Source organism: Alterirhizorhabdus solaris (assembly GCF_007785815.1).
GTDB classification, from domain to species: domain Bacteria; phylum Pseudomonadota; class Alphaproteobacteria; order Sphingomonadales; family Sphingomonadaceae; genus Alterirhizorhabdus; species Alterirhizorhabdus solaris.
Window position 1 is genome coordinate 13,771 of sequence record NZ_VNIM01000012.1, and the last position, 26,489, is coordinate 40,259.

Below are 26,489 nucleotides of genomic sequence, written 5' to 3' on the forward strand. Positions count from 1 at the left end.
CGCCTATGCCCGCCTGTGCGACAACGCCTGAGGTGATGCGATGACCCTCGACCTCTGGCTGGCGGCGCTCACCGCGCTTGGCCTCCTCGTCTACCTGGTGGCGGTTCTCATCCGCCCCGAACGCTTTTGACGGAGGCGGACCGATGACACTCCAGGGCTGGTTCCTGATACTGGGCTTCGTTGCCCTGTTGCTCGCGCTGACCAAGCCGGTCGGCATATGGCTTTTCACGCTGTACGAAGGACGGCGCACGCCGCTTCACGTCGTGCTCGGCCCGGTCGAGCGCGGCTTCTACAAGCTTGCCGGGATCGATCCGACGGTCGAACAGGGCTGGCGGCGCTATGCGCTGCACATGTTGCTGTTCAACGCGACTCTGATGGCATTCACCTATGCGGTGCTGCGTCTGCAGGGCGTTCTCCCGGGCAATCCGCAGGGATTGGCCGGACTTTCGCCGAACCTCGCGTTCAACACCGCGATCAGCTTCACCACCAACACCAACTGGCAGAGCTATGGGGGTGAGAGCACCATGTCGAACCTCAGCCAGATGCTGGGGCTGACGATCCACAACTTCCTGTCCGCGGCAACCGGCATCGCCCTCGCCTTCGCGTTGTTCAGGGGCTTCGCGCGGCGAGAATCCAAGGCGATCGGCAATTTCTGGGCCGACGTAACGCGCGTCACGCTCTACGTCCTGCTGCCGATCTCGATCGTCTACGCGCTGTTCCTGATCGCCAGCGGCGTGCCGCAGACGATGGCCGGCGTGGTCGAGGTCCAGACGCTGGAGGGCGCGAAACAGTCGCTGCTGCTCGGCCCGGTCGCCAGCCAGGAGGCGATCAAGATGCTCGGCACCAACGGTGGCGGCTTCTTCAACGCGAACTCCGCACACCCGTTCGAGAACCCGACCGCGCTGACCAACCTCATGCAGATGCTGTCGATCTTCCTGATCGGCTTCGGGCTGACGTGGACGTTCGGCAAGGCGGTCGGCAACCCCCGGCAGGGCTGGGCGATCCTGTCGGCGATGGTGATCCTGTTTCTCGCCGGCGTGACCATCACCTATGCCCAAGAGGCCGCGGGCAGCCCGGTGCTGCACCATCTCGGCGTCACAGGCGGCAACATGGAGGGCAAGGAGGTCCGCTTCGGGATCGCCGCATCCGCACTGTTCTCGGTCGTCACCACCGCTGCGTCGTGCGGCGCCGTCAACAGCATGCACGACAGCTTCACCGCGCTTGGCGGGCTGGTTCCGCTGTTCAACATGCAACTGGGCGAGGTCGTCATCGGCGGCGTCGGCGCCGGGATCTACGGCTTCCTGCTGTTCGCGATCCTTGCAGTGTTCGTCGCCGGGCTGATGGTCGGTCGCACGCCGGAATATGTCGGCAAGAAGATCGAGGCGCGCGAGGTGAAGCTGGCGGTGCTCGCGATCGCAGTGCTGCCGTTGATGATCCTGGGGCTGACGGCGCTGTCATCCGTGCTGGCGCAGGGGCTGGCCGGGCCGCTCAACAGGGGGCCGCACGGGTTCAGCGAGATCCTCTACGCCTTCACCAGCGCGGTCGGCAACAACGGCTCCGCGTTCGCGGGCCTCACCGCCAACACGCCCTATTACAACGGGTTGCTCGGCGTCGCGATGTGGGTCGGGCGCTTCTTCATCATCGTGCCGATGCTGGCGATCGCGGGTGGCCTGGCGGCAAAGAAATACACGCCGGAGAGCGCCGGGTCCTTCCCGACCACGGGCGGGCTGTGGATCGGACTGCTGGTCGGTATCGTGCTGATCCTCGGCGGTCTGACCTTCCTGCCGAGCCTCGCGCTCGGCCCCATCGCCGATCATCTCGCGATGATCAGCGGCAAACTGTCCTGAAGGGGCGCCTGACATGGCCCAGACAACACAATCACGCTCCCGGACCAGGAGCCTGTTCACGGCCGACCTCGTCGTGCCCGCGATCAAGGCGTCGTTTCTGAAGCTCGACCCCAGGGAACTCGTTCGCAACCCGGTCATGTTCGTCACCGCCGCGGTCGCGGCGCTGATGACCGTCCTGCTCGTGATCGGGCAGGACGATCTGTCCGTCGGCTTCAAGCTCCAGCTCGTCGTCTGGCTGTGGCTGACCGTATTGTTCGGCACCTTCGCCGAAGCCCTCGCCGAGAGGCGCGGCAAGGCGCAGGCGGCCAGCCTGCGCGCGACTAAGGCGGAACTGACCGCCAAGCGGCTGAACGGCGACGGACGTCAGTTCGACAACGTCCCCGCAAGCCAGCTCAAGGTGGGCGACATCGTGCTGGTCGAGACCAACGACCTGATCCCGTCGGACGGCGATGTCGTCTCGGGTGTCGCCTCGGTCAACGAGGCGGCGATCACCGGCGAGAGCGCGCCCGTGATCCGCGAGGCGGGGGGTGACCGCTCGGCGGTTACGGCCGGTACACGCGTCATCTCCGACGAGATTCGCGTCAAGGTCACCGTCGAACCCGGCAAGGGCTTCCTCGACCGCATGATCGCGCTGGTCGAAGGGGCCGAGCGTCAGAAGACCCCCAACGAGATCGCGTTGACCCTGCTGCTCGTCGGCCTGACGATCATCTTCCTCATCGCGGTCGGCACCATTCCGGGCTTCGCCTCCTATGCCGGCGGGTCGATCCCGGTGGCGATCCTGGCGGCACTGCTCATCACGCTGATCCCCACGACGATCGCGGCGTTGCTGTCGGCGATCGGAATCGCCGGCATGGACCGTCTGGTCCGCTTCAACGTGCTCGCCAAGTCGGGCCGCGCGGTCGAGGCAGCGGGTGACATCGACGTCTTGCTGCTCGACAAGACCGGCACGATCACGATCGGCGATCGTCAGGCGAGCGAATTCCGGGCGGTTTCCGGGACCAGCCCTCGGGAACTCGCCGACGCCGCCCTGATGGCAAGCCTTGCTGACGAAACGCCGGAAGGCCGCTCGATCGTGCTTCTCGCGCGCGAAAGATTCCACGTCGCGACCGCGGGACTCCCGGCCGACGCCGAGATCATTCCGTTTACGGCGCAAACGCGCATTTCGGGTGTGAAGGTCGGTGGATCGCTGATCCAGAAGGGCGCGGTGGATTCGATCCTGCGTGCGAATGCCGGATCGGGCGAGACGGCAGCAGCGACCGAACTGCGCCGCATCACCGACGAGATCGCACGTGCAGGCGGTACTCCGCTCGCGGTCGCGCTGGACGGGCGTCTGCTGGGCGCCATCTTCCTCAAGGACGTGGTCAAGGCGGGGATTCGAGAGCGGTTCGGCGAGCTCCGCGCCATGGGCATCCGCACGGTGATGATCACCGGCGACAATCCGCTCACCGCCGCGGCGATCGCGGCGGAGGCCGGGGTGGACGATTTCCTCGCCCAGGCGACGCCGGAGGACAAGCTGGAACTGATCCGCAAGGAGCAGACCGGCGGGCGACTCGTGGCGATGTGCGGCGACGGCACCAACGACGCGCCGGCGCTCGCGCAGGCCGATGTCGGCGTCGCCATGAACACCGGGACCCAGGCCGCACGTGAAGCCGGCAACATGGTGGATCTCGACAGCGATCCGACCAAGCTGATCGAGGTAGTCGGCCTCGGCAAGCAGTTGCTGATGACGCGTGGGGCGCTGACCACTTTCTCGGTGGCGAACGACGTGGCGAAATATTTCGCCATCATCCCGGCGATGTTCGTCGTGCTCTATCCGGGCCTCGGCGTGCTCAACGTGATGCGGCTGGGCAGCCCTGAAAGCGCGATCCTGTCGGCGATCATCTTCAACGCCGTCATCATCCCCTGCCTGGTGCCGCTGGCGCTCCGCGGCGTCGCCTACAAACCGATGGCAGCCGGACCGCTGCTCGCCCGCAACCTCGCGGTCTACGGCCTCGGTGGCCTGGTCGCACCGTTCATCGGCATCAAGATCATCGACCTCGTGGTCGGTGGCCTCGGTCTCGCGTAAGGAAAGACAGACATGGGCAAGGATTTCTCTTCCGCGCTGCGGCCTGCGATCGTCATGACGATCCTGTTCACGGTCCTTCTCGGGCTCGTCTACCCGCTTGCCATGACCGGCATCGGCCAGGCGATCTTCCCCTCTCAGGCGAACGGCAGTCTTGTGCGCGATGCCCGTGGCACCGTTGTCGGCTCCACCGTGGTCGGCCAGGCGTTCACGGCAGACCGCTACTTCCAGACCCGGCCTTCGGCAGCGGGCAAGGGCTATGATGGCCTGGCGTCGTCGGGCTCGAACCTCGGTCCGGCCGCCCGGGCCTTGGTCGACCGCTTGAAGCCCGATATTGCAAGGCGCCGTGCCGAGGGTGTCTCCGGTCCCATCCCGGCCGATCTGGTCACCGCCAGCGGTTCTGGGCTTGATCCCGATCTGTCCCCCGCCGCTGCATTGGCGCAAACGTCGCGTATCGCGCGCGTTCGCGGCGTGCCGGACGAGCGCGTTCGCAAGCTGGTCGTCGATGCGACCGACGCGTCCATCCTGGGTGAGCCGCACGTCAACGTGCTGGCGCTCAACCGTGCGCTCGACGCCCTGCCCGGCACCGGCCCCTCCGGCGCACGCCTGCGCTGATGCATGTGTCGGGCGATGGACGACCTGACCCGGACGCCCTCCTGCGCGCCGCCGCGCAGGAAGGCAGGGGGCGCTTCAAGGTTTTCCTCGGCGCGGCGCCCGGAGTCGGCAAGACCTTCGAGATGCTGTCCGAGGGCGCAGCGCGCAAACGGGACGGCGTCGACGTCGTCGTCGGCGTAGTCGAAACCCACGGGCGTGCGGAAACCGAGGCACTCACCCGTGGTCACGAGATCATGTCCAGGCGGGCGATCGCCTACGAGGGGCGAACGCTTCGGGAAATGGATCTGGATGCGATCCTTGAGCGCGCGCCTCGCCTCGTCCTCGTCGATGAACTCGCGCATACCAACGCGCCCGGCAGCCGGCATCCCAAACGCTATCAGGATGTCGAGGAACTGCTGTCCGCCGGGATCGACGTCTATTCCACCGTCAACATCCAGCACGTCGAGAGCCTGAACGACGTGGTCGCCAGCTTCACGCGCGTCCGGGTCCGCGAGACAGTGCCGGACAGCGTGCTGGAGATGGCCGAGATCGAGGTCGTCGATATCCCGCCGGACGAACTGATCGAGCGCTTGCGCGCCGGGAAAGTCTACCTCCCCCACGAGGCGACCCGGGCGCTGTCGCACTTCTTCTCCAAATCCAATCTGTCCGCCTTGCGCGAACTGGCGCTGCGTCGCGCGGCGCAGGCGGTCGATGCGCGGATGCTCGACGACGTGCGTGCACTCGGACTTGGCGGCACCTGGGCGGGCACGGACCGGATCGTCGTCGCGATCAACGAACTGCCCGGGGCGGACGCGCTGGTTCGTGCGGCCAAGCGGGTCGCGGACGGACTGCGTGGTCCGTGGACCGCGGTCTTTATCGAAACCCCGCGTGCCGCGCATTTCTCCGACATGCAGCACCAGCGTGTCGCCGCAGCCATGACGCTCGCAACCCAGCTTGGCGCAGCGGTCGCGACGGTTCCTGCGACCGACGTGGTGGAAGGCATCCAGAACTTTCTGGTCGACGCGCGCGCGACCCAGTTGGTCATGGGCAAATCGCGCCGCTCGCGGTGGTTCGAATTCCTCCACGGCTCGGTCGTCGATCGCCTGATCCGCGATACGCCGGGTGTCACCGTCCACGTTCTGCCGGTCTATACGGAGCAGGCCGACCGCGAGCGTGGGCGGCGCCGGCCGGCCCATTGGGGCACGCCTGCCGGCTACGCGATCACCACGGCGCTCGTCGCGGGCGTCACCGTCATCGCCAGTGCGCTGTTTCACGTGCTCAACCTAGGCAATGTCGGCCTGCTGTACCTCCTGCCGGTGATGGCGGCCGCAAGCCTTTACGGCCTGCGCACCGGACTTTTCGCGGGCATCGCTTCCAGCCTCGCCTACAATTTCTTCTTTCTGCCACCGGTCGGGACGCTGAGCATCAGCAATCCCGAGAACGTGATCTCGGTCGTCGTCCTGCTGGGGATCGCCGTTGCCACCAGCCAGTTGACCTCGCGTGTCCGTGCACAGGCCGATCTCGCCGCGGCCAGTGCGCGGACCAATGCGACACTGGCGGGCTTCCTCCGCCAGATTGCCGGCGTCAACGATATCGACGTGGCAGCGCAGATGATCTGCGACGACGTCCGCGGCTTGCTCGACGTGCAGGTGGTTCTGCTCGTACCCGGCGTCGGAACGAGCCTCGAGATCCTTGCTGCGAGCGATGCTTCCTATCATCTCGGGACGATGGACACGGCTGCCGCCACATGGGCGCTGGACACCGGCATGGCGGCCGGAAAAGGCTCGGGCACGCTTGCGGCTTCGGAATGGCTGTTCCAGCCGCTGAAGGCCGGGGGCCGTGTGCTGGGCGTGCTTGGCGTGGCCAAGGATTCGACAGCCAACCCGGTCCGCGCCGATCAGCTTCCCCTGCTCAGCAGCCTGCTCGATCAATCGGCGCTCGTGCTCGAACGCTTGCGGCTCGAAGTCGAGATGCGCGATGTCGAGACGGTGCGAACCCGCGATCGCCTGCGCGCCGCGCTCCTGTCGTCGGTCAGCCACGATCTCCGGACCCCGCTCACCGCCGTCATCGCGGCCGCTGCTCAGTTGCATCACGGTGCCCCCCCCGAACTGATCGGCACGATCGAAAGCGAGGCCGCCCGCCTCAACCGTTTCGTCGCCAACCTGCTCGACATGGCCCGGGTGGAGGCAGGGGCGCTGAAGCTGAAGATCGAGGCGACCGACCTCGAAGAAGCGGTGACGGGTGCGGCCCATGATGCGCGGCGCGCGCTGGAAGGCCATGCTCTACGGCTCGACGTTCCACCCGGGCTTCCCCTGGTCCGGGCCGATCCCCAACTCCTTCACCACTGCCTCCTCAACCTGCTCGACAATGCCGGCCGCTATGGGGATCCGGGAACCGAGATTGTCATCGAAGGTCGCAATCGCTTCGGTGAGCTTCGCCTGGCGGTCATGGATCACGGGCCGGGCTTGCCGACCGGCCGCGAGAAGGAAGTATTCGAGACGTTCCGCCGCCTCGAGGGCTCCGATCGGGCCATCGGTGGCACGGGCCTTGGTCTTGCGATCGTCAAGGCGTTCGCCGAAGCGATGGGAATGGCGGTCGAGGCGGCGAACCGGGACGACGGTGTCGGTGCCACCTTCACGCTGGTCTTCCCCTCCGGCCTGATCGTCCGCGATCCCGCACCAGAAGGTCTGACCTGAAATGCCCGCCAAAGTTCTCGTGGTGGACGATGAACCCGCCATTCGCCGTCTGCTGCGCAACACCCTCATCCGGGCCGGCTATACCGTGATCGAGGCCGGGGACGGCCGGCAGGCCCTTCATCAGGCTGCGACCGAGCATCCCACCGCGGTTCTGCTCGATCTCGGCCTGCCGGATCGCGACGGGTTGACGCTTATTCCATTGCTTCGGACACATGGTGACGCCGTCATCCTGGTGGTGTCCGCGCGCGATGCGGTGGATGAGAAGGTGACCGCACTCGATCTCGGCGCGGACGATTTCGTCAGCAAGCCGTTCGATACCGACGAGTTGCTCGCGCGGCTGCGGGTGGCGCTTCGCCATCACGGATCGTCGGAGACCACGAAGAAGATCGTGCGGCACGGCGACATCAGCATCGATCTCGATCGTCGGGTCGTCTGCCGTGGTGACGAGGAACTGCACCTGACCCGGAAGGAACATGATGTGCTCGCCGTCCTCGCCAGGCATATCGGCCGGGTCGTCACGCACGAACGCGTGCTCGCCGCAGCCTGGGGCGGCGAGGAGGAGCCGCGCGTCGAATATCTCCGGATCGTCATCCGCAATCTGCGTCAGAAGCTCGAGCACCCGGGACCGGTTGGAAGCGTGATCGCCAACGAACTCGGCGTCGGCTATCGCCTTCGCTCCGACGCATGACGGATGTCATCCCGTCGGCAGAATCATGACCGTGCTGGCCCAGAACCGGACCTTCACAGGCTTCCTGCTCTCCTCACGTTTGGACATTCATCCACGGGCGTCGCCGCTTCGGCAGTGCGGGCCAGTTAGCGGGGAGCGCCATCACAGGCTATCGCGCACCGAAACCCTCAGCTGGCGGATCGACCGGATGGATATGCCGATCCTCCCCGCTCCCGGCCAGTTCGCCTTGCATCCGGGACGCGTCGAAACAGGTGATATCGGCGTCGCGCGTGTTGAGCGGGTTCGGCACGTCCGCGCCGATCCTGATCCGCCCGGCTGTACGATGGGTGCCCAGATTGACGAGCGTGGTGGGATTCAAGCGTACGCTCCCCCCTCGATCAGCGGCGCTGCACCGAAAGGGCGAACCCGCAGCGAGCCGCTGATGCCGTGGCCGGGAGCGAGCACGGCCCCGGCCGAAAGTACCTCGTCGACCGAATTGGGGATCCGCGCCTGGCCTGGCGCCACATCGTGGAGGCGCGCATGGGTGACGGCGCCGGATGCATCGAGCGTCAGCCAGTCGGTCGGGCGCCAGAACAGGGTCGCCTCCGCACCACAGCGGCGGGCGGCGTCGTTCGGTTCGGTCGTGCCGCCGTCGCCGACGAAGAGGAGTTCGGAGCCGAGGCCCGGATGACAGCCGACCAGCGATACGGTGAATTGGCGGAACCAAACGGGCGCGCCCGGTTCGTAGCCGCGCGCCTTACAGGGCGTTACCTCCCATAGCCGCGCGTCACGGTCTTGCACGATCACCAGGGCGGCAGCGGTTGCAGCCCGTCAACAGCAATGGCCGCCGCCCTTCGCGCCGTAGCGGGCTTCCTGCCGATCGCGGAAGAACTGCGTGCGATCCATGACGGGGCGATCCGGATGGTGGCTGTCCATGTGGGCGCGGTAGGCGTCATAGTCCGGCATCCCCACCATCGCCCGCGCCATGCGTCGCAGCAGCCCTGCCAGCTTCATGCGGCAGACGCCGGTACGCCGATCTCGCGCGTTACCGGCGCAGTGCTGCGCCGGGCCGCCAGCGAGGTACGGATCGCGAAGAACAGCACCGCCAGCACCACGACCAGAAACAACGCGACCAGTGCCGCATCCACCCGGTCGTTGAACACGATGCGCTCCATCTCTCCCAGCGATTTGGCCGGCGCCAGAACGGCCCCCTCGCCGAGCGCGGTGGAAAAGCGCGCGCCATGGGCCAGGAAGCCCACCTTCGGATCGGCCGAGAACAGCTTGAGCCAGCCGGCCGAGAGCGTGCAGATCAACAGCCACGCCGTCGGCAGCATCGTCACCCAAGCATAGCGTTCGCGTTTCATGCGGAACAGCACGGTCGTCGCCAGCATCAGCGCGATCGCCGCCAGCATCTGGTTGGAGATCCCGAACACCGGCCACAGCGTGTTCACGCCACCCAGCGGATCGGTGACGCCCTGATAGAGGAAGAAGCCCCACGCCGCGACGGTGAAGCCGGTCGCGACGAAGCCCGGCCACTGGCGGCGCCCGTCACCGAACCCCGGCCAGCCGAGCGCGATCAGATCCTGCAGCATGAAGCGCCCGGCGCGGGTGCCGGCATCCACCGCGGTCAGGATGAACAACGCCTCGAACAGGATGGCGAAGTGATACCAGAACGCCTTCATCGCCGGCCCGCCGACGATGTGGCTGAAGATTTCCGCCATCGCCACCGCCAGCGTCGGCGCGCCGCCCGTGCGCGAGATGATGCTGTGCTCGCCCCCCTCGCGCGCGGTCTGCGCGATGGCGTCGGCGGAAATGGGGAAGCCCATCGCCGTCACCGCCGCTGCCGCGCTGGCCGGATCGGTGCCGACGATCGCGGCCGGGCTGTTCATCGTGAAGTACAGCCCCGGATCGAGGATCGAAGCCGCGACCAGCGCCATGATCGCGACGAACGCCTCCATCAGCATCGCGCCGTAGCCGATGATCGGGGCGTGCGCCTCGCTGGCGATCAACTTGGGCGTGGTGCCGCTGGCAATCAGCGCGTGGAAGCCGGATACCGCGCCGCAGGCGATGGTGATGAACAGGAAGGGAAACAGCCCGCCCGACCACACCGGCCCGCCGCCGTCAACGAAGCGGGTGAGCGGCGGCATCCGCAGATCCGGCGCCATCACCACCAGCCCGATCGCCAGCGCGGCGATCGCGCCGATCTTCAGAAAGGTGGAGAGGTAATCGCGTGGCGCCAGCAGCAGCCATACCGGCAGCACCGAGGCGGTGGCGCCATACCCGATCAGGATCCAGCAGAGCTGCACCGGCGTGAAGGTGAAGGCCGGCCCCCATACCGGCGACGCCGCCACCGCCTGCCCGTAGAAGATCGCAGCGATCAGCCCGATCAGCCCCAGCACGGAAACCTCGCCGATCCGCCCCGGCCTGATCCACCGGGTGTAGATGCCCATCAGCAGCGCCAGCGGTACGGTGGCGGCAACGGTGAACATCCCCCACGGGCTTTCCGCCAGCGCCTTCACCACGATGAGCGCCAGCACCGCCAGGATGATGACCATGATCGCGAACACGCCCACCAGCGCGATGGTGCCCGCCGCCTGCCCCATTTCCATGCGGACGAGTTCGCCGAGCGAGCGCCCGTCGCGCCGCATCGAGAGGAACAGCACCATGAAGTCCTGCACCGCGCCCGCCAGCACGACGCCCGCGATGATCCATAGCGTGCCGGGCAGATACCCCATCTGCGCCGCCAGCACCGGCCCCACCAGCGGCCCCGCGCCGGCGATGGCGGCGAAATGGTGGCCGAACAGCACACTCGGCTCCGTCGCGACGTAATCCAGCCCGTCCGCCCGCCGCACCGCCGGCGTCGGCCGCGCGGGATCCAGCCGCATGACGTGGCGGGCGATGAACTGCGCGTAGAAGCGATAGGCGATGACGAAGCTGCCGATCGCGGCGGCGACCACCCACAGCGCGTTGATCGGCTCCCCGCGCGAGATCGCCACCACCGCCAGCGAAAACGCGCTCGCCAGCGCCAACGCGACCCATCCGATGTATCGCCCGACCAATGCCATTCCGTCTCTCCGTCGCCCTGCCCCACGGGCGGTGGACCGTCACCCTGCCGGGAAGGTTTGCCCTTCCTCGTCGCTTTCTCCACCACAGTGGCAGCCGGCGGTCGAAAGGCAATGCATTCGACGGCACGACTTCGCGCGAAAACCTTGTGGCCAGCAGGCGACCCGGACGCGGACGGCTCCGCGCTGCCGATGCGGGGTTGGACATCTCATAGGTCTGGACGCGCGAAGGGGTCATTCATCGCTCCGACCACGGCAGCCGGTATTGTTCTGTGGGCTCCCAAACCGCCGCCACCGCACCCGTATCTCGATGTCAGGAAAGGAAACCGGTTCGATAACGCGATGGTCGGGACGTTCTTCAAGACGATCATGTCCGAACTCGTCTGGCGAACCGTATCTATACCCACGCCGAGGCCGGACAGCCGCCGCTCGGCATCGGTTGAATCACTCACCGAGCGATGCGCCCGTCGGCGATGATGCCGACGGCCAGTCGGGTCCATATGCATATTCCAGTGAGGTCGCAGCGACCCTCCGAGATCAGCCAACCGCCGGCCACTCAACCCTTTTCGACACAGCCTCTGACACACGGTGGGACGCCCAGCTATATATAGGCTTAGGATCCCGGCCGGAGACAATCTCCGGCCGGGGTGACGTGTCAGTCCTTGGTCTTCAGCGCATAGACGTTCTTGATGTGCTGCTGGTATTCGGCATTTGCAGCCCGCTGACGCTCTCTCTGCTGGTCGTTTTCCTGGGCCTGCTTCTGCAGTTCGGCATAGCGGGTATTGTCGCCCGAAGCGCGAGCTTCCTTCAACTGCTGCTGAAGCCGCTGCTGGCTTGCGTAGAATGTCTTCTCGCGCTCGGCCAGGGCGCGGTTGTGCTCCTGCGCTTCGGCGATCAGTCGCTGCTTTTCAGCGCTCGTCACGGTCCGGGGCTCCTGCGCGGATGCGAGGGTCGGCGTCACGAGCACGGCGAGTGCCATGGCGGCGGTGAGATAGGTCTTCATCAAGTGGTCCTCCTGTGTCGGTTGCGCCGAGACGCGCGTTCCGAACACCCGACCCTCACATATGTTACATGAACCGAAGCGATTATTTACGTTCATGTGGCCATAAGGAAGCCCGTCGCGAACGGTGGAGAGGCCGGCTTACGGGAGATCGCGACCAGCACATCACCGCCACACCTTCAGATAATCGAGCGCCAGTTCGCTCTTCCACCCCGGGCCTGGGTCGACCGGATCGGGGCCGAGGCCGCCTACCGACACATCGAAGATGATCTTCATCGGTTCGTTGAAGAGGTTGGGCCGGCGCGAAACCTCGACGCCGTCGATGAAGGTCACCTGCCAGTCGCGCGTCCAGTCGAAGCCGATCACGTGCCATCGTCCATCCTCTACCCCAGGCAGCACCATGGCGCTGTCTGCGGTGCCGTAGCTGTCTTTCGCGAACCGGATGGAGCTGGCGAAGGCCGGGCGGTCGCCCAGACCGGTTTCGAAGATGTCGATCTCCGGCGGCCATTTGCCGCTGGCCGGGAGCAGCCAGAAGGCAGCGACGGTCCCCTGCGCACGGGCGAACTTCACCCGGGCCTCGACGTAGCCGTACTGGAACGTGAACAGACTGGCGCTGTCGATCAGCGACGCCGAGAAGGCGTACTCCTTGCCGTCGTCCTTCGTCGCCACGTGCTCGGCGCGCAGCACGCGCTTGCCGTCGACGATCGGGTGCGGGGTGACGCCGGGGTCGGTGGTCGCGTCGGTGTAGGGGGCGATCTCCTTGTTGCCCGTCTGCACCCGACCCCAGCCGAAGCGCGACCGCCACGTACCCGGCCGCACATCCGGCACGATCGGCTCCATGAAGGTTGAGGAGAAGGCCAGCTTGCGGCCTTTCTCGCGCGCCACCGCCGGATAGCTCGGCTTCGGTATCGCCGGCAGCGGGGCGCGGGTCCTAGCGCCCCGGATTACCCCCACGGTGTCGCTCGGCACCGGCGGATGAACGAGCGTCCACGGGCAGGAGAGTTTGAAGTCCTTGCCGGTCAGGTCGCGGAGAATGGGAACGTCGATGACCTGCACCGTCTCGCCAGGCTGGAAAATCACCGTCGTGACCGTCTGCGAGTAGAAAGCCGGCGCGTAGGCCGAACCGTTGGTGGTGGTGCAGCGCCACGTCAGGGGCCGCCGGGCAGGCTTCGACAACTGCACGCGCACGTGGGCGATCCGCTCTCCGGGCAGCACGACGGTATCCGGGATCACGAGCGTCGGTTTCACCGCCAGCGGCGAAATGTCGGGGCGGGCGGCGGGCGGCGGCGTCGCGGGGCTGCCGCCCAGAAAGGCGACCAGGAGGGCGGTAGCGGCTTTCGCCTCGGCGGGGTTCGGGATCACCATATCGTAAATATTGCCCGAACGGCGGCACGAAGGATATAGACGCCGCCGCATGCGGGGCTGCTCCGCGCACGCCTTGTCGAGATAACCCGCGGTGGCATCGCTGTTTTCTGCCGGATCGGCGTTGTCGGCGTCTGAATGAGTGCTGCCGCAACCGCCACGAACGCCTTCGTCACCGGCATGCCGCAGAAGCCGGCCGGCTCCACCCCCACCGGGCTGTCCCGCGACGTCACGCTGAGAGGGCGTATCGGTTATCGTGCCGTTTCTCGTTTCATGCACTCGGTCGAGAAGTCAGCGAGTCTCAAAAGCTGTGTCGGAATTCATCCTGAGCGTGCCAGCCGCCGTTTGAGGAGCGTGGCGGAGGCGGCGTAAAGCAAGGCCGTCGCCGAGGTGATCGTCGCCACGAAGTTCCTGGCGGGCCGGCGGTTTGGGCCAAGCCAGGCAAAGGTGCGCTCGCGCTCGCCCCCTTCCCGCACCCGCCTTCCACGTGCTGCGCACGCGGAACCGTCTTGGCAGGCTCCGCCCGGCGACGCGGGTGGACGACGAAACCGGACTGGCCAGCATCTTGCGGCCGATCTGGATGTCTATACTGGTGGTGTTGGCGACGAACGGGTGGCGCGAACGCGACGCCTTGAGCAGCGGCACGGCGCCGTCACGATCCTGCACACCGGCGGGGCGGATGAGCAGGCCAAGCGCCCGATCATCCGTGCCTATCATGACGTGCCGCTTAAAGCCGAGGATCTTCTTGGTGAAACCGAAGCCGAGTGGACCGCCGCTGTCCGTTGTTTTCACCTAGCTGTTGGCCGCCGCCATGTCGGGCCACCATTCGAGATCGTCGCGCATGGCAACTGTGCGGCTTCATTTCGCTCCGGTCGATGCCTCCGACGTGCCTCTGCCGATCTTCCGGGGCTCGCACCGTCCTGCCCGTATCGCCGAAAGCAACGGAGAGATCGAGACTCTCGTATATTCAGATGTCGTCACGGGATCGAACGCCTTCGCGCGTGAGGGCTTCAACGCGATGATGAAGGAATGCCTTGAAGGACAGGTCGCCTATATCGTCTGCGCCTCCCTCAATCGGCTCTCGCGCTCCCCGGCTGATTTTCCCACGATCGATCGTCTTGTATCTCACCGGCAGATCGCGCTCGTCGCGCTCGATCGGGCCGTCATCATGAAGGAAGGGCCAGGTTCGAAAGTCTGAACGGAACGGACAGATTGGAGGAAACAGGATGCGGTGCGTTCTTTATGCGCGGTACTCGACGGACAAGCAGGACGAACTCTCGATCGAAGTTCAGCTCGACGAGTGCCGCCGGAAGCTCGCCCGCCGTGGCTGGAGCGAGGTCGCCGTCTACACGGACTCGGCGCAGTCGGGCACGACGATGCACCGTCCCGGGATGCAGGCATTGCTCCAACGCATCAAGGCGGGCGATGTCGATGTCGTGTTCGCCGATGCGATGGACCGCCTGTCGCGCGGCCAGGCCGACATCGCCGCCCTGCACGAGCGCCTGCGGTTTCGCGGAATCCGCATCATCACGCGCAACGAGGGCGAAATCAGCACGATGCTCATCGGCATGAAGGGGACGATGAACGCGGAAGCAGTCACCATCACGTCGGTGAAAACGCGCGATGACGTTCGGACTCCTCGACGTGACGCCGGTAATTCTCGATATCGGTCAAAAGCCAGTCGCGCTGCTGCGCGAGCGCCGCTGCGGGCTGGGCGCAGACGGCCAGATGATGTGCGGCGAATGCGTTATGTACCGATCGCCTCGCGGCAGATTCCCGCTCCAGCTCGGCGAGCCGTTCGGCCCAGCCTTTCAGTGCGTTCTCGATGTCGGCATCCACCATGACACCTGCACGAACCAGCCGCATCTTCGCAGATCCGAGATGCTCTGCCGGCGCCCGCCTGATCCCCATTTCCGCGTAGCTGCGTGGGTCCAGCCTGCGCTCCGTCAGCTGCTCGTTGCACATGCCGAAGAACCACGAACGCAACGCCATCATGTCGTCGGCGGCCCGCTGATCGAAGAACGGTTTGGCACTATAATCTTCACCGGCCTCCTTCGCGAGGGACGCTGCAATGTCTCCCGGCCGGAGCTTCGGCGCCAGCTTCACGCCCTGCTCGCGCCGCTCTTTCGCGCTGAGCGCTATATCCCATGTTTCCGTCTCGCCGACGCGGGCACAGCGCCGCTCATAATAAAGGACATGGATGTGGTAGTTGCGCCTGTCCGACAGTGGATCGGGCTCGTGGATCACGGCCGTGTACATCACCCCGAGACGGTCGAACTCGGCTGCCACCTTACGCAGGGCGCGATGCCGTTTCGCTGCATCGAACTCGGCCGGCAGCTCGAGGACCAGACGCTGCTGGGCACGTCCGGCGCGTGGTTCGACATGGTGGACCATGCGCTCATTCCGCGTCTTGCCAAAACGCTGCTTCAGCGTCGCTGCCCATGCTCGATCCCGGTCTGTTTCGAGCGTGAAGACCAGCGGCTTCTGACGCTTCGTGGCCGATGCCGCTTTGCTCGTGGCGGCACGGCGTTCAGCTATCTCGGCAGCGGCTTCCGCAATCGTCTTCGGGATGTTCTCTTCAAGCGACAATGCCCGCCAGTCAGCCGGGTCGCCGCGCTCGGGGAACAACTCGATCCGGTCGAGACCGGGCGTCCGCTCATGTGCCCAGACGGCCTTCCAGAAGACATCCCGCTCGGCCGCCACCAGCGATATCGAAGACGCCAGGCAATGGGTGGAGGACAGCCTGCCGAGTTGCTCGTCGGTGCCTTCCGCACCGACGACATAGCGATCGAAGTCCGCCGCTTCCACCTGCTCCATCGACGCTTCATTCGATGCGTATCGATCGAAATCGGTGGCGCGATCGGCGCCCTTGGACGCTGGATTGCCCGGTGCGCCGACGCCATTGCCGGAGCGCGGCGCGGCGGCGTTACCGGGTGCGCCGCCGGTGCTGCCGTTGCGTCGCGAGGGGGCGCCGCCCGATGCCTTGCGGCCGTTACCCCGGGTCTTCGGGACGTTGGTTACCTGACAGTGGGCGCTGGTCGCGCCGGAACCGGAAACCTGACGGCCTGGTGGGGGTGCCGGCACTCGCAGGTCGATCCGGCGGGGATGACGGCCCTGCCCCCCCTTTCCCTCCGTCGCGAGATCCCGCTCCTTTTTCCTGCGCCCGTATCCGGCCATGCCGACCAGTTCTTCGAGCTCTTTCCGGTCGATCATCTCGCGAATTGCCGACGATAGCTGGGTGATGGACAGAGAGATCGACACGCTATGCCTCGGGATCTTGGGTTCGCGGGTAGTGTGATCGAGACGAACCCTTCCGAGAAGATAGCGACGGTCGATTTTGCCCTTGTCCACCAACTATTCCTCGCCTTCCGGAGGCAAAGCCGGAGGACCCCGCAGCACCAGCGCGGCCCATGATCGTCGATAGGGCAAAAACAGGCCCGACGATCACCTTCGTGGCCGGGTCGACGACCGGCCCTCTGCGCCGCAAACCGACCTGATCGATCATTTCCTGTTCGAAAGTGATCGGCGGAGGGTGCCCGGCGCACTCCGTGCAGGCCTGTTGCGACATCCGGCGGCGACGTGTTGAGGAACGTCTAGCAACCAGCAATGACTTGCGCGAACTCGTCGGGATTCTCACTACCGCACGGCGGGGATCGTTACTCGCTGGGCCATCCGGATGACGGCCACGAGGTATGGCGATCCTCCACACGAGGTGGCCCGGCAGCGAACTCCGCAGGGTGCGCTGGCGATCATGACGATGGGCCATAACGCAGCCGTCCAGACGCTTCCCCGGCATCTATACACCCTTGCGTTTGTTCAGTCTGGCACGGCAGGATTCCCGTTCTGCGGTCGCAGTTCAACCGCCACAGAAGGTGGCCGTCAACCACTCACGCGCCTGCGGCGACTTGGCGTAGAGGGCGAGCGTTGGTTGATCCTCGAGGGGGCCACTATCCCGATGATCCACTGCTGGCGCGAAGGCCGAGTTCACCGCCCACATCGTGGCGTGGCGCCCGTCCGGCTCAGGCCTTCGTCGGCAAGCCGGGCACGCCAGCAGAGCGTCTATTCATCGAACGCATCAAGACCGATGAACAGCGATCGGAAAGGTGCGTGTCCGCCGATCTCGGCCATCTACAGCCGGCGACAAGAGCAAGCGAATCCACCTTGCCGGCGATCATCGGCAACGCGGTCGCGTCGGTGAACTCGACATCTTCGGCGCGTCTCTCGGCCGAGCCAAGCCCGTGCCGAAAACCGTCATTTTCAGCCTCCTGGAAGAGCGATCAGAGCGCGGCCAGAGCTTCTCATGCCTCTCCGGTAGCGGCGTCCTCATCCTCGTTCGACAGTGGCAGCAATGTCTTGTAAAATGGCGTCGGACTCCACCGAGCAACCGTTGACTGCCGTCATAGAAATACCGCCCGCCCCGGTAGATTACGCTGGACCCCATCGCGGGTTCGGAGGCACCGATGAGGCTCACGGATCATGCCCAGTCGTCTCTCCGGATGCTGCCACATCGTCGATGTTTCCAACTCATGGATGAAGCCGGCGAGCAGGCGACGGGCAACCGCCTCGACTACGCAGCGACCACGGTATCAAGCAGCGCGCCAGGGGCCCCGCAATGCTCGATACCGCATCTGGGCAGGGTCGAGAGATCACTTATCGGCGGGCATGCGGACGGCACCGCTCGTGGGGAAGAAATGGAAGGTGCCGACCCGGATCCGGCAAAGGTGACACGCATGATCGCCGCAGCGGGGCGAACGGTATTGGAGATCACTGGCTAACCCATGACGGTGACGAACGATGCGACGTCGAAATGCCGAGCCCCCCTCGCCTCGCTCAACGGATTTCCGCGCAGCATCGGGGCGAGTGCCGCACCCCGTCCAGATCGCGCGCAGAGGAGATTTCCCTGGCCGCTTTCAGCCGCAGGTTCCGCCAATGTCCGTCGCGATCAAGCACCTCGCCAGCGGGATCGCCCGGCACCCGCCGGGCCGCGGCGAGAAGCCGCCGAACCGATGAGTGGCACATGCGAGCGCGCGCCCACCCAAGCCCGGCACGATAGCTTGACGCAACAGAAGGCCGACGTCTGTCGGACATCAAGCTCGGGATCGAGGTCGTTACATCGACCCGTGAAAACCCCGGATCCCCGATCTTTCAAGACGACGAGCGCGCCACTCACGGCAACTGCTCGGGCCTCGTGCCGCTCAATTGGGCTACGCCGTGTTCGTGATCCACGATGCCGATGGATTCGGCGGCGATGTCCAACGGCATTGCGCCCGCCCCGGCGAACTTGGGCTATGTCGCGGTGCCACCCACCCGAGCACGCCGCGCGCTGTACAGCTTCACGACAAAAACGGTCGGCACTTTCGGCGGTCTGTGCAGGGCATCTTATGGGACCGCGCATCGCCTGGCGTGGACGACGCTGATCAGTTTCTCCGAGGCCTCCTCGGCCGTTAGCACAGCGATGCCTCCGTAGTCGCAGATCATCGAGAAAGGCTCAATCCGTAGCGGCTGTGCGCGCCCGCTCCTGGTCGCGGCTACAACTATCCTTGAACGCGACCGATAAAATTCTGGGTTACCCAATCCAACAGATCGGAGCCTTCTCAAAAGTCCGGCTGAGTGCCGGCGTCCCGCCGGCCTCGCCGGAGTGTGAGATGAGTAACCATAAGAACAGCAAGCGCGCCCCTAATAGCCGCGCAAACGGAAGCAAGCAGACTCTCGGCAGTAAGCGCGGGGCTAAACGCGCACCCACCCCCATCCCAAGCTCCAACCTCGACCAGTATTACACGAAAGATGAGGTAGCCGCATATTTTTATCGTAAGTTCCAGCAGCACTTCAACGACGGTCTGTATCTCATGGTCGAACCGAGCGCAGGAACGGGATCGTTCCTGAAACTGCTGCCTCATGGGAGCATCGGGTACGATCTCGATCCCAAATACGCCGGGATTATCCCCGCTGACTTCCTCAAGGTCGAAATAGAAAGTGGTGGCCGGCCGGTCGCCATCATCGGTAATCCACCCTTCGGCAAGAATGCGAGCATGGCCGTGCGCTTCTTCAACCATGGAGCTCGTCAATCGGACGTGGTTGCCCTGATCGTGCCCCGTTCGTTCCGGAAAGCCTCGATCGAGAACCGCCTCGATCCCGCATTCCAAAAAGTCTTCGAAGAGGCAGTGCCCGATAACGCCTTCCTGTCAGACGGTAAGGCATTCCACGTGCCCGCCATGTTCCAGATTTGGGTGCGTGGCGACGAGCCTCGCCGCTTACGCCTCGTGGAGACAAAGCACCCGGACTTCGAGTTCACTACCTTCGACAAGGCCGATTTCGCCATCCAGCGTGTCGGCGCACAAGCCGGGCGAGTGCATCACGATCTCAGCCGCAGTCCGTCCTCCACCTATTTCATTCGTGGTAAAGTCGAGAGGGTGATGGCGCGGCTCGATTTCCGCCGTTTCACTGGCGACGTCGCAGGCAATCCCAGCCTTGCCAAGTCGGAGATCGTTTTGCTGTACCGTGAGTGGATCGATCTGCGAGCAGCGGAATGAGGAAAGCCGCCTTCGAGACGGAGGCCTTCCGGATCGATGCCGCCCCCGACGCGGCGTTCCCGCTCTGCGATCCGCTGGAGGACGACAGCCCCGACGACGCGCTCCTGATCACGTCGGCGAGGCGCCTCCAGCGCCTCGCGATCATCGCTGCGGAAACCGGCGCACGGTTCGCGCGGGACGGCATCGCACACGACGCCGCCGCCTGGATGCTCGCTCCGCGCAGGCTCTTCGGCGGCCGCCCGGCGATCACCGCCTGCATGGAGCGTCCCCACTTCGGACGGGCCCTCCTCCTCCACGGCCTGTCGCTCGGCCTCGACGCCGAACCCGCCGACGTCGACGATCTTCTCGCGGACGCCTCAATCCGCATCTGGTTGCGTAATACCAAATCCGTGGCCTAGGGCGAGAGCCGAACCAAGGCGACTCAGCCGCACGATATCGAGCGGATCGCCGATTGGCTGGCGGGCGGCAGGTTCAGACGTGAAATCGGTGCCGTCTTTTCCCTTCGAGCGCGATGCAGACGCGCTCAAGCCGTCGCCGCGCGTCAGATCGTCGGAAAGCATTATCATGCTGCGCGAAGACGCCCGAGTGGGGGAAAAGCGGCCCGCCGGCGGGGGTGATATCGACGGGTGCCCTAGCAGGGTCACGAGGGCCATCGCCAAAACACCCGCCGGCCATCGTCAGATATCGAGTGCGCCGAGGCCTTCGAGCTGCTCCATATAATGGCTGGTCGAGGTTGCGGTGAAACTCAGCGTCAGCTTAGTCGCGCCCACCGCGAAAAGTCCGCGGATGACCTCGGTCGCTTCTTCCGGCCGTCCGACCGGATCGACCCGGCCCCTGGGCGGCAGGACGATATCGAGCGGCCGTTCCCGCTCCTGCCAAGCCGCTGTTTGCTTTGCGGCTGCGATCATCGCCCCCATTTCCTCGGTGGTGAGGCCGAACGGCATCCAGCCGTCGCCCAGTTCCACGGCGCGCCGTATCGATCGCGTCGTGCGGCCGCCGATCCACAGCGGCACATGGCTCTGCACCGCGCAGGGATCGATGGTGAGGCCGCTAAAGTCGTAATAAGGGCCGTGATACTCCGGATCCCGCTTGCCGAGCGACGCACGCAGTGCGCGCAGTGCATCGTCCCCGCGCGCGCCGCGCTCGGTGAACTCCGCGCCGCCGAGGCCGAGCAGATCGAACTCCTCCTTCAGCGTACCGACGCCAAGGCCAAGGACAACCCGGCCGCCGCTGACTGTGTCAAGCGTGCCGTAGCGCTTGGCGATCTCAAGCGGATGATGGTAGCCGAGCACCAGCACCGCCGTCGTGAAGCGGATGCTGGTCGTGATCGCGGCGAAATAGCCGAAGGTCGCGAGCGGATCGTAATACCGAACGCCGCGCCGCTGCGCTTCGCCGGCCGGTACGCCGATATGCTCGGCGCAGGCGACATGGTCGTACCCCAGTCGGTCAGCGGCCTTGACGATTTCGCCGACTTCCTTGAACGGAAGATTATAAGCCCATTCAGTTTCCGCCGACGGGGTGATTGAAAGGCTGGGGGCATTGATTCCGAATTTCGACATATCGACTGGCATGGTCTAATCCTAAGTTGTCAGGAGATGATGAATATCTGTCAATCCCTACCGGATCGCCTACGTGCTTGCGGCCCGACCGATCACAATGCAGGCGACGGAGATAAAGCTGGCGCGATCCGACACCAGATAGACGATCTGGTCTGCCGCCTTGTCGGGGCGGCCGGGGCGGCGCTGGTACGTGTCCGCTAGCGCCGCAATTGACATGTCCCATGCGAGGATCCTGTTCGGTCTGCACTGGTCAAGGAGAAGCGCGCTACCGACGTACCTAACCTTATTCACGTAATGCGACGATGGCCGAATAACCGCCATCGACCGAAAGATCGACGCCGTTCACATAGGATGCAGCGTCACTGCCAAGGAATAACAGAGGCCCGACCTGCTCCTCGGCCTCGGAGCGGCGACCGATTGGGTCCGTCGCGCCGTCGATTGCGGCAGCGGGTATCTTCTCCTCAATCTCGCTTAGCATCGGCGTCTGCACCGCGCCGGGGCTAGTGCAGTTGAGGCGGATACCACGCTTGATGAACCGGGCCGATTCATGCAGCGTCCACACCGTCAGCGCCTCCTTGGCGAAGGCGTAGCCATTGACGATCTCGCCCTCATGTCGCTTCAACCAGCTCATCCCATCAGCGAAACTCGCTTGCGCCACGAGATCGAGCAGCGTTGCCCGACGCGTACGCCAGCGCAACCCGCCATTGGACGAGACGCTAACGATCGCGCCGCCCGCCCCCATCAGCGCGGCGATCCGTTCGGCAAGATGCCGGGTACCAAGATAGTTGACCTTGAGAATCGCCATCTTGGCCTGTGTCGGCGCCATGCCCGCGCAGTTGAACAGCACGTCCACCCGGCCGCCGATCGCCTCGGCAACGGCGTCGACCGCCACCGGGTCGCCGAGGTCCACCTCGAAGAAACCTGCGGTCGCCTCCTCTCCCCGCCGCTGGTCCAGCCCGATGACATGCGCGCCCTGCGCAGCGAGCACCCGCGCCGTCTGCGCGCCGATGCCCGAGGCGCACCCCGTCACCACTACCCGCTTGCCGCGATAGAACTCAGTCATGCCAGCAATTCCGTCCCATCTATCAAAATTCGGTCTTGTCCCGTCCGCCGTTAAACCGGGACTAACGAAATGAAAATGTGGCAATCTCGCCTCACACGACGTCTATTTCTGGCGAGCCGGGCCGGCTTTCGGTAACCGATGGTCATGACGACGCATAGGATGACCACGGCAGCGGCAGGCGAATGGCGAGCGCATTGGCCATCGGCCCTTAGCGCTGCCGTCGGCATGTCCTTTTCCACTCTTTACGTTTATTCGGCCGGCGGCCTTACCGAGCCGCTGGAACAGGAGTTTGGCTGGTCGCGTGCCGCGATCGGATCGGGTATTTCGGTGCTGACGATCACCGGATCACTGCTCGGACCGATCATGGGAGCGGCGGTGGATCGATTCGGATCTAGGCGGATCGCGGTGCCCGGCGTCATTGGCTTCTGCCTCGCCTTCGCACTGCTGTCGTTGGCCACGGAATCGCTGTGGACCTGGTGGCTGCTGTGGTTCCTGCTCGCCCTGCTGGGGGTCGGCGTCAAGCCGGCGGTGTGGACCACCGCCGTCGCCAGCCTGTTTCAGAAAAGCCGGGGGCTGGCGCTTGCGGTAACACTGAGCGGGGCGAGCCTCGGATCAATCTTTACCCCGTTGCTCACCAACTGGCTGGTCGATCACCACGGCTGGCGGGGCGCCTTTGTCGGCCTGCCGCTGATCTGGGGAGCGATCGGTGTTCCCTTGATCTTCTTCGGTTTCCGAGGCGCATCGGACAAGGAGCGTCGGAACTTGAGCCGGGGTGTCGTCACCGCGCCGATCCCGGGCGGCGGATTGCGCGTACGCGACGCGATCCTCTCCCGTCGCTTCACCTCGCTGCTGATTGCGGCCATGGCCTTCTCACTGCTTGCGGTCTCTCTTATCGTATCGCTGATCCCGATCCTCTCCTCGCACGGCATCCCGCGCGGCACGGGTGCCGGGATCGCCGCGACCATCGGCATCACCGCGGTAATCGGCCGCATCGCCACGGGCTATCTCCTCGACCACTTCGACCCGCGCCTCGTCTCCGCCGTTACCATGGCACTGCCAATCGTGACGTTGACGTTGCTGCTGGCGATGCCCGGCTCTGTGCCGCTCGCTTTTCTGGCGGTGCTGGTGATGGGTCTGTCGCTGGGTGCCGAGGTCGATGCCGTGGCCTTCCTTACCGGCTATTATTTTGGGGTCCGCCATTATGGCCTGCTGTTCGGGACGATCATGAGCGGGCTTTCGATTGCGGCCGGATCGGCGCCGCTGATCGCGGGTACGATCTTCGATCGCACTGGCTCGTACGACCTGATGCTTATGGGAGCGATTCCGCTCTGTCTGCTGGCCGCGGGTCTTATTGCCAGCCTAGGACTTCCGCCGAAGGCGGCAAGCAGGCGCGAGTAGTGGCCGTTCGGCTGCGATACCGGCGAGTATAACCCGCACTCGCGCCGGGGTCTTCAGTCAGCACCAAACCGCCTCGCCTTTTCTTGACACCAACGGGGCGACTGGGTGCAATGGACGGCGATAACGCGCAGGCAGCATTGCATTCCTGCCACTGGCCAAGCCTCGAGGACGACCCGTGACCGATCCCCAGTTGAAGCCCGCCTTTCGCTACGATCCGTATTCGGACGAGGCACGGCGCGATCCGCAGAGCCTGTACCCCGTGCTGCGCGAGGAGCATCGCGCCTACTTCATGCCCGAGTACGACGCCTACGCCATCAGTCGCTACGACGATGTGCGGAACGCCTTCATGGACGCGAAGAACTTCACCGAGTCCGAGGGGCAGGTATTCTCGCGCAGCCAGATGCTGGTGCACCATCGCGGCGATCCGCCCAAGCCGAAGCTCGATCCCAAGTCGATGTTCCTCTTCCTCGATCCGCCGGTCCATTCGCAGTTCCGCATGGCGCTCGCCAGCCCGTTCATGAAGGGCAACGTCGGCAAGCTGACGCCGCAGATCACCACGCTGATCCGCGATCAGCTGGACAAGTGCATCGCCAGGGGCCGCTTCGACCTCAACGGCGATTTCGCCAGCTACATCTCGGTCGGCGCGACGGCGATCCTGATGGGGCTGCCGGTGGAGGACAGCGGCGCCATCATCGATCTGGTCAACCGCATGGTCGCGCGCGATCCGGTCAACCCCGGCCCCACGGCGGACGGGATCGTCGCGCGCGGCGAGATCATCGAATTCCTCAAGGGAGCGGTGCAGCGCCGCCGGCGCGAGGAAGGCGATGCCAGCCGGGTGATCGATCCGCTGATTCACGGCAACATGATCGGCCGCCCGCAGACGGACGACGAGATCGCCAGCGACATCCTGGCCATCCTGGTGGGCGGGACGGAGACGGTGCCCAAGGTCTTCTCCGGCGGGCTGCTGGAACTGCAGAAGCGGCCCGACCAGCTCGCCGCGATCCGCGCCGATATCGACACCAACGCGCCGATCGCGTTCGAGGAGATGCTGCGCTACAACGCCCCGGCGCAGTGGTTCGGGCGGACGGCGAAGAACCCGGTCGAGGTGGCGGGCGTCACCGTGGAACCCGGGCAGCGCGTGATCCTGCTGATCGCGGCGGCCAACCGTGATCCGCGCGAGTTCGAGAACCCGGACGAGTTCATCTGGAACCGCAAGGCCAAGCGGATGCTCAGCTTCGGCGTCGGCCCGCATTTCTGCATCGGCATCCACCTCGCCCGGCTGGAAGGGCAGATCATGCTCAAGGAGTTCCTGAAGGCCACCCGCGATTTCCGGATCGAACCGGAAGCGGGCGACTGGGCCGTCTCGGAATTTCAGATCGGCTGGACGAAACTGCCGGTCACCGTGCAGCCCGCCTGAGAACAGACACACAGCCGGAGAGGCCGACCATGCTGACCCACGTGACGCTGGGCACCGACGATATCGCCGGAGCACGCCGTTTCTACGATGCGACGATGGGCGCACTGGGCCTCGGGCGGATCATGGATGGCGACATCTTCTCGATCTGGGGTGGTGAAAAGCCGGCGGTGGTCGTCCGCACGCCGCTGAACGGCGAGCCGGCGACATACGCCAACGGCGGGACCGTCGGCTTCTCCGCCCCCGGCCGGGCCGCCGTCGATGCGTTCCATGCCGCCGCACTGGCGAACGGCGGATCGTGCGAAGGACCGCCGGGGCCGCGCGAAATGGCGGGTGGCCTGTACGGGGCATACGTCCGCGACCCCGCCGGCAACAAGATGTGCGCCTTCAGCTACGAACAGGAATGAGCACGTCCATCGACAGGGATATATGCCGCCCCATGCCCGATGATCTGATCCGCTCCGTCAACCTGCGCGACCTCGGCGGCTATCGCACCGCCGACGGCGCTACGGTGCGCCACGGCCTGGTCTTCCGGTCGGCGGCCCTGTCCGCCCTGGAGGGGGAGGCGCTGGCCGCCGTTCGCGCGCTGGGCATCCGCATGATCATCGACCTGCGCCACAATGCCGAGCGCGCGGCCTATCCGACGCCGTGGGAGGCGATGGGCTGTGCGGACTACTGGTGCCGCGACCATAGCGACTCCGGCGCGGACCTCGCCCCTTTGCTGCGCGATCCGGCGATGACCGCCGACGACTGCCGCGGTTTGATGACCGGCCTGTACCGGACCCTGCCCTACGCCCTGAGCGAGGCCTACCGGCGTCTGTTCCGCGGCCTTGTCGAAGGCGGCACGCCGCTGCTGTTCCATTGCGCGGCCGGCAAGGATCGCACCGGCGTCGCGGCGGCGCTGATCCTCGGCGCGCTCGGCGTCCCCCGCGACGTCATCACCGAGGAATATGGGCTGACCGCCGCGTACGACCTGTTCGCCTCTCCCTCTATCCGCGACCGGCCGCCACTGTCGCCGGCACGCCTCGCGACGGTCACGCCGCTGCTGATGGCCGAGACCGGCTATCTCGATGCGATGTTCGAGACATTGATCGAACGCGACGGCTCCGTGCGCGGCTATCTGCTGAACACGCTGGGGCTGGCCCCGGACGACATCACCACCCTGCGGGACAACCTGCTGCATACGCCCGGATAGCGCAGGCCGTGCCCCGATCCACCCGGATCGGCCACCGCCG

22 protein-coding genes and 3 pseudogenes are annotated in these 26,489 nt (G+C 65.5%); 15 read left to right on the forward strand and 10 right to left on the reverse strand.

Features of this window, described 5'->3' with window-relative positions:
- Positions 1–40 precede the first annotated feature (40 nt).
- The 6 genes from kdpF to FOY91_RS04875 are packed head-to-tail and all read left to right on the forward strand — an operon-like array spanning position 41 to position 7,887.
- Complete coding sequence (gene kdpF / locus FOY91_RS04850; protein ID WP_037531783.1) at positions 41–130, forward strand: K(+)-transporting ATPase subunit F; 90 nt, start codon at positions 41–43, stop codon at positions 128–130.
- Positions 131–143: 13 nt separating this feature from the next.
- Positions 144–1,847, forward strand: a complete 1,704-nt coding sequence (gene kdpA, locus FOY91_RS04855) for a potassium-transporting ATPase subunit KdpA (protein ID WP_145148710.1) — start codon at positions 144–146, stop codon at positions 1,845–1,847.
- Positions 1,848–1,860: 13 nt separating this feature from the next.
- Positions 1,861–3,912 carry a potassium-transporting ATPase subunit KdpB gene (kdpB, locus tag FOY91_RS04860; protein ID WP_145148712.1) on the forward strand — a complete coding sequence of 684 codons (2,052 nt, stop codon included), beginning with the start codon at positions 1,861–1,863 and terminating at the stop codon, positions 3,910–3,912.
- Between the two features lie 12 nt (positions 3,913–3,924).
- Positions 3,925–4,524: a potassium-transporting ATPase subunit KdpC gene (gene kdpC, locus FOY91_RS04865; protein WP_145148714.1), complete on the forward strand. Its 600-nt coding sequence runs from the start codon at positions 3,925–3,927 to the stop codon at positions 4,522–4,524.
- Positions 4,524–7,199, forward strand: a complete 2,676-nt coding sequence (locus tag FOY91_RS04870; protein WP_145148716.1) for a sensor histidine kinase — start codon at positions 4,524–4,526, stop codon at positions 7,197–7,199. Before kdpC ends, FOY91_RS04870 begins: the two co-directional genes overlap by 1 nt.
- A 1-nt stretch (position 7,200) precedes the next feature.
- A complete protein-coding gene (locus FOY91_RS04875) occupies positions 7,201–7,887 on the forward strand; it encodes a response regulator transcription factor (protein ID WP_145148718.1) in 687 nt (228 codons plus the stop codon).
- A 148-nt stretch (positions 7,888–8,035) separates the two neighbouring features.
- Here FOY91_RS04875 and FOY91_RS04880 read toward each other — a convergent pair whose 3' ends face one another.
- The 4 genes from FOY91_RS04880 to FOY91_RS04895 are packed head-to-tail and all read right to left on the reverse strand — an operon-like array spanning position 8,036 to position 10,931.
- Positions 8,036–8,245: a hypothetical protein gene (locus FOY91_RS04880; protein ID WP_145148720.1), complete on the reverse strand. Its 210-nt coding sequence runs from the start codon at positions 8,243–8,245 to the stop codon at positions 8,036–8,038.
- Positions 8,242–8,673, reverse strand: coding sequence for a hypothetical protein (locus tag FOY91_RS04885; protein ID WP_145148722.1), 432 nt, complete (start codon positions 8,671–8,673; stop codon positions 8,242–8,244). Before FOY91_RS04885 ends, FOY91_RS04880 begins: the two co-directional genes overlap by 4 nt.
- A gap of 24 nt (positions 8,674–8,697) precedes the next feature.
- A complete protein-coding gene (locus tag FOY91_RS04890; RefSeq protein WP_145148724.1) occupies positions 8,698–8,880 on the reverse strand; it encodes a YbdD/YjiX family protein in 183 nt (60 codons plus the stop codon).
- Entirely contained in the window at positions 8,877–10,931 is a 2,055-nt protein-coding gene (locus FOY91_RS04895; RefSeq protein ID WP_145148726.1) for a carbon starvation CstA family protein, read from the reverse strand. Before FOY91_RS04895 ends, FOY91_RS04890 begins: the two co-directional genes overlap by 4 nt.
- A gap of 227 nt (positions 10,932–11,158) precedes the next feature.
- Here FOY91_RS04895 and FOY91_RS22265 point away from each other — a divergent pair.
- Positions 11,159–11,321, forward strand: a pseudogene (locus tag FOY91_RS22265) (IS3 family transposase); the annotation flags it as partial.
- Between the two features lie 262 nt (positions 11,322–11,583).
- On the opposite strand, the gene FOY91_RS04900 reads toward FOY91_RS22265, so the two are convergent.
- The 3 genes and pseudogenes from FOY91_RS04900 to FOY91_RS22765 form a co-directional block, all read right to left on the reverse strand.
- Positions 11,584–11,931: a hypothetical protein gene (locus FOY91_RS04900; RefSeq protein WP_145148728.1), complete on the reverse strand. Its 348-nt coding sequence runs from the start codon at positions 11,929–11,931 to the stop codon at positions 11,584–11,586.
- A 162-nt stretch (positions 11,932–12,093) separates the two neighbouring features.
- The gene (locus FOY91_RS04905; RefSeq protein ID WP_162527134.1) at positions 12,094–13,293 is read right to left on the reverse strand and encodes a family 16 glycosylhydrolase; all 1,200 of its coding nucleotides are present in this window, start codon (positions 13,291–13,293) and stop codon (positions 12,094–12,096) included.
- Positions 13,294–13,610: 317 nt separating this feature from the next.
- Positions 13,611–14,082: pseudogene (locus FOY91_RS22765) on the reverse strand (transposase family protein); the annotation flags it as partial.
- 49 nt (positions 14,083–14,131) lie between these two features.
- Between FOY91_RS22765 and FOY91_RS04915 the strand changes: the two are divergent.
- Positions 14,132–14,488, forward strand: coding sequence for a recombinase family protein (locus FOY91_RS04915; RefSeq protein WP_162527135.1), 357 nt, complete (start codon positions 14,132–14,134; stop codon positions 14,486–14,488).
- A gap of 28 nt (positions 14,489–14,516) precedes the next feature.
- Positions 14,517–14,858: pseudogene (locus FOY91_RS22770) on the forward strand (recombinase family protein); the annotation flags it as partial.
- A 34-nt stretch (positions 14,859–14,892) separates the two neighbouring features.
- Here FOY91_RS22770 and FOY91_RS04925 read toward each other — a convergent pair.
- Entirely contained in the window at positions 14,893–16,641 is a 1,749-nt protein-coding gene (locus FOY91_RS04925) for a MobA/MobL family protein (RefSeq protein ID WP_145148738.1), read from the reverse strand.
- A gap of 2,294 nt (positions 16,642–18,935) precedes the next feature.
- Between FOY91_RS04925 and FOY91_RS04930 the strand changes: the two genes are divergently transcribed.
- Together FOY91_RS04930 and FOY91_RS04935 are read left to right on the forward strand one after the other, a co-directional pair.
- On the forward strand, positions 18,936–19,820 hold the full coding sequence (locus tag FOY91_RS04930; RefSeq protein WP_238995256.1) for an SAM-dependent methyltransferase: 885 nt from the start codon (positions 18,936–18,938) through the stop codon (positions 19,818–19,820).
- Entirely contained in the window at positions 19,817–20,218 is a 402-nt protein-coding gene (locus FOY91_RS04935; protein WP_145148740.1) for a hypothetical protein, read from the forward strand. The genes FOY91_RS04930 and FOY91_RS04935 overlap by 4 nt, the downstream gene beginning before the upstream one ends.
- Positions 20,219–20,497: 279 nt before the next feature.
- Here the strand turns inward: FOY91_RS04935 and FOY91_RS04940 are convergent, their stop codons facing one another.
- Entirely contained in the window at positions 20,498–21,379 is an 882-nt protein-coding gene (locus FOY91_RS04940) for an LLM class F420-dependent oxidoreductase (RefSeq protein ID WP_145148743.1), read from the reverse strand.
- 283 nt (positions 21,380–21,662) lie between these two features.
- A complete protein-coding gene (locus FOY91_RS04945; protein WP_145148745.1) occupies positions 21,663–22,526 on the reverse strand; it encodes a coniferyl-alcohol dehydrogenase in 864 nt (287 codons plus the stop codon).
- 75 nt (positions 22,527–22,601) lie between these two features.
- On the opposite strand from FOY91_RS04945, the gene FOY91_RS04950 reads away from it, so the two are divergent.
- From FOY91_RS04950 to FOY91_RS04965, 4 genes are all read left to right on the forward strand, one after another.
- Entirely contained in the window at positions 22,602–23,840 is a 1,239-nt protein-coding gene (locus tag FOY91_RS04950; RefSeq protein ID WP_162527136.1) for an MFS transporter, read from the forward strand.
- Positions 23,841–24,015: 175 nt separating this feature from the next.
- Positions 24,016–25,257: a cytochrome P450 gene (locus FOY91_RS04955; protein ID WP_145148749.1), complete on the forward strand. Its 1,242-nt coding sequence runs from the start codon at positions 24,016–24,018 to the stop codon at positions 25,255–25,257.
- Positions 25,258–25,286: 29 nt separating this feature from the next.
- The gene (locus FOY91_RS04960; protein ID WP_145148751.1) at positions 25,287–25,661 is read left to right on the forward strand and encodes a VOC family protein; all 375 of its coding nucleotides are present in this window, start codon (positions 25,287–25,289) and stop codon (positions 25,659–25,661) included.
- Positions 25,662–25,693: 32 nt separating this feature from the next.
- Positions 25,694–26,449 carry a tyrosine-protein phosphatase gene (locus tag FOY91_RS04965; protein ID WP_162527137.1) on the forward strand — a complete coding sequence of 252 codons (756 nt, stop codon included), beginning with the start codon at positions 25,694–25,696 and terminating at the stop codon, positions 26,447–26,449.
- The last annotated feature ends 40 nt before the right edge of the window (positions 26,450–26,489 follow it).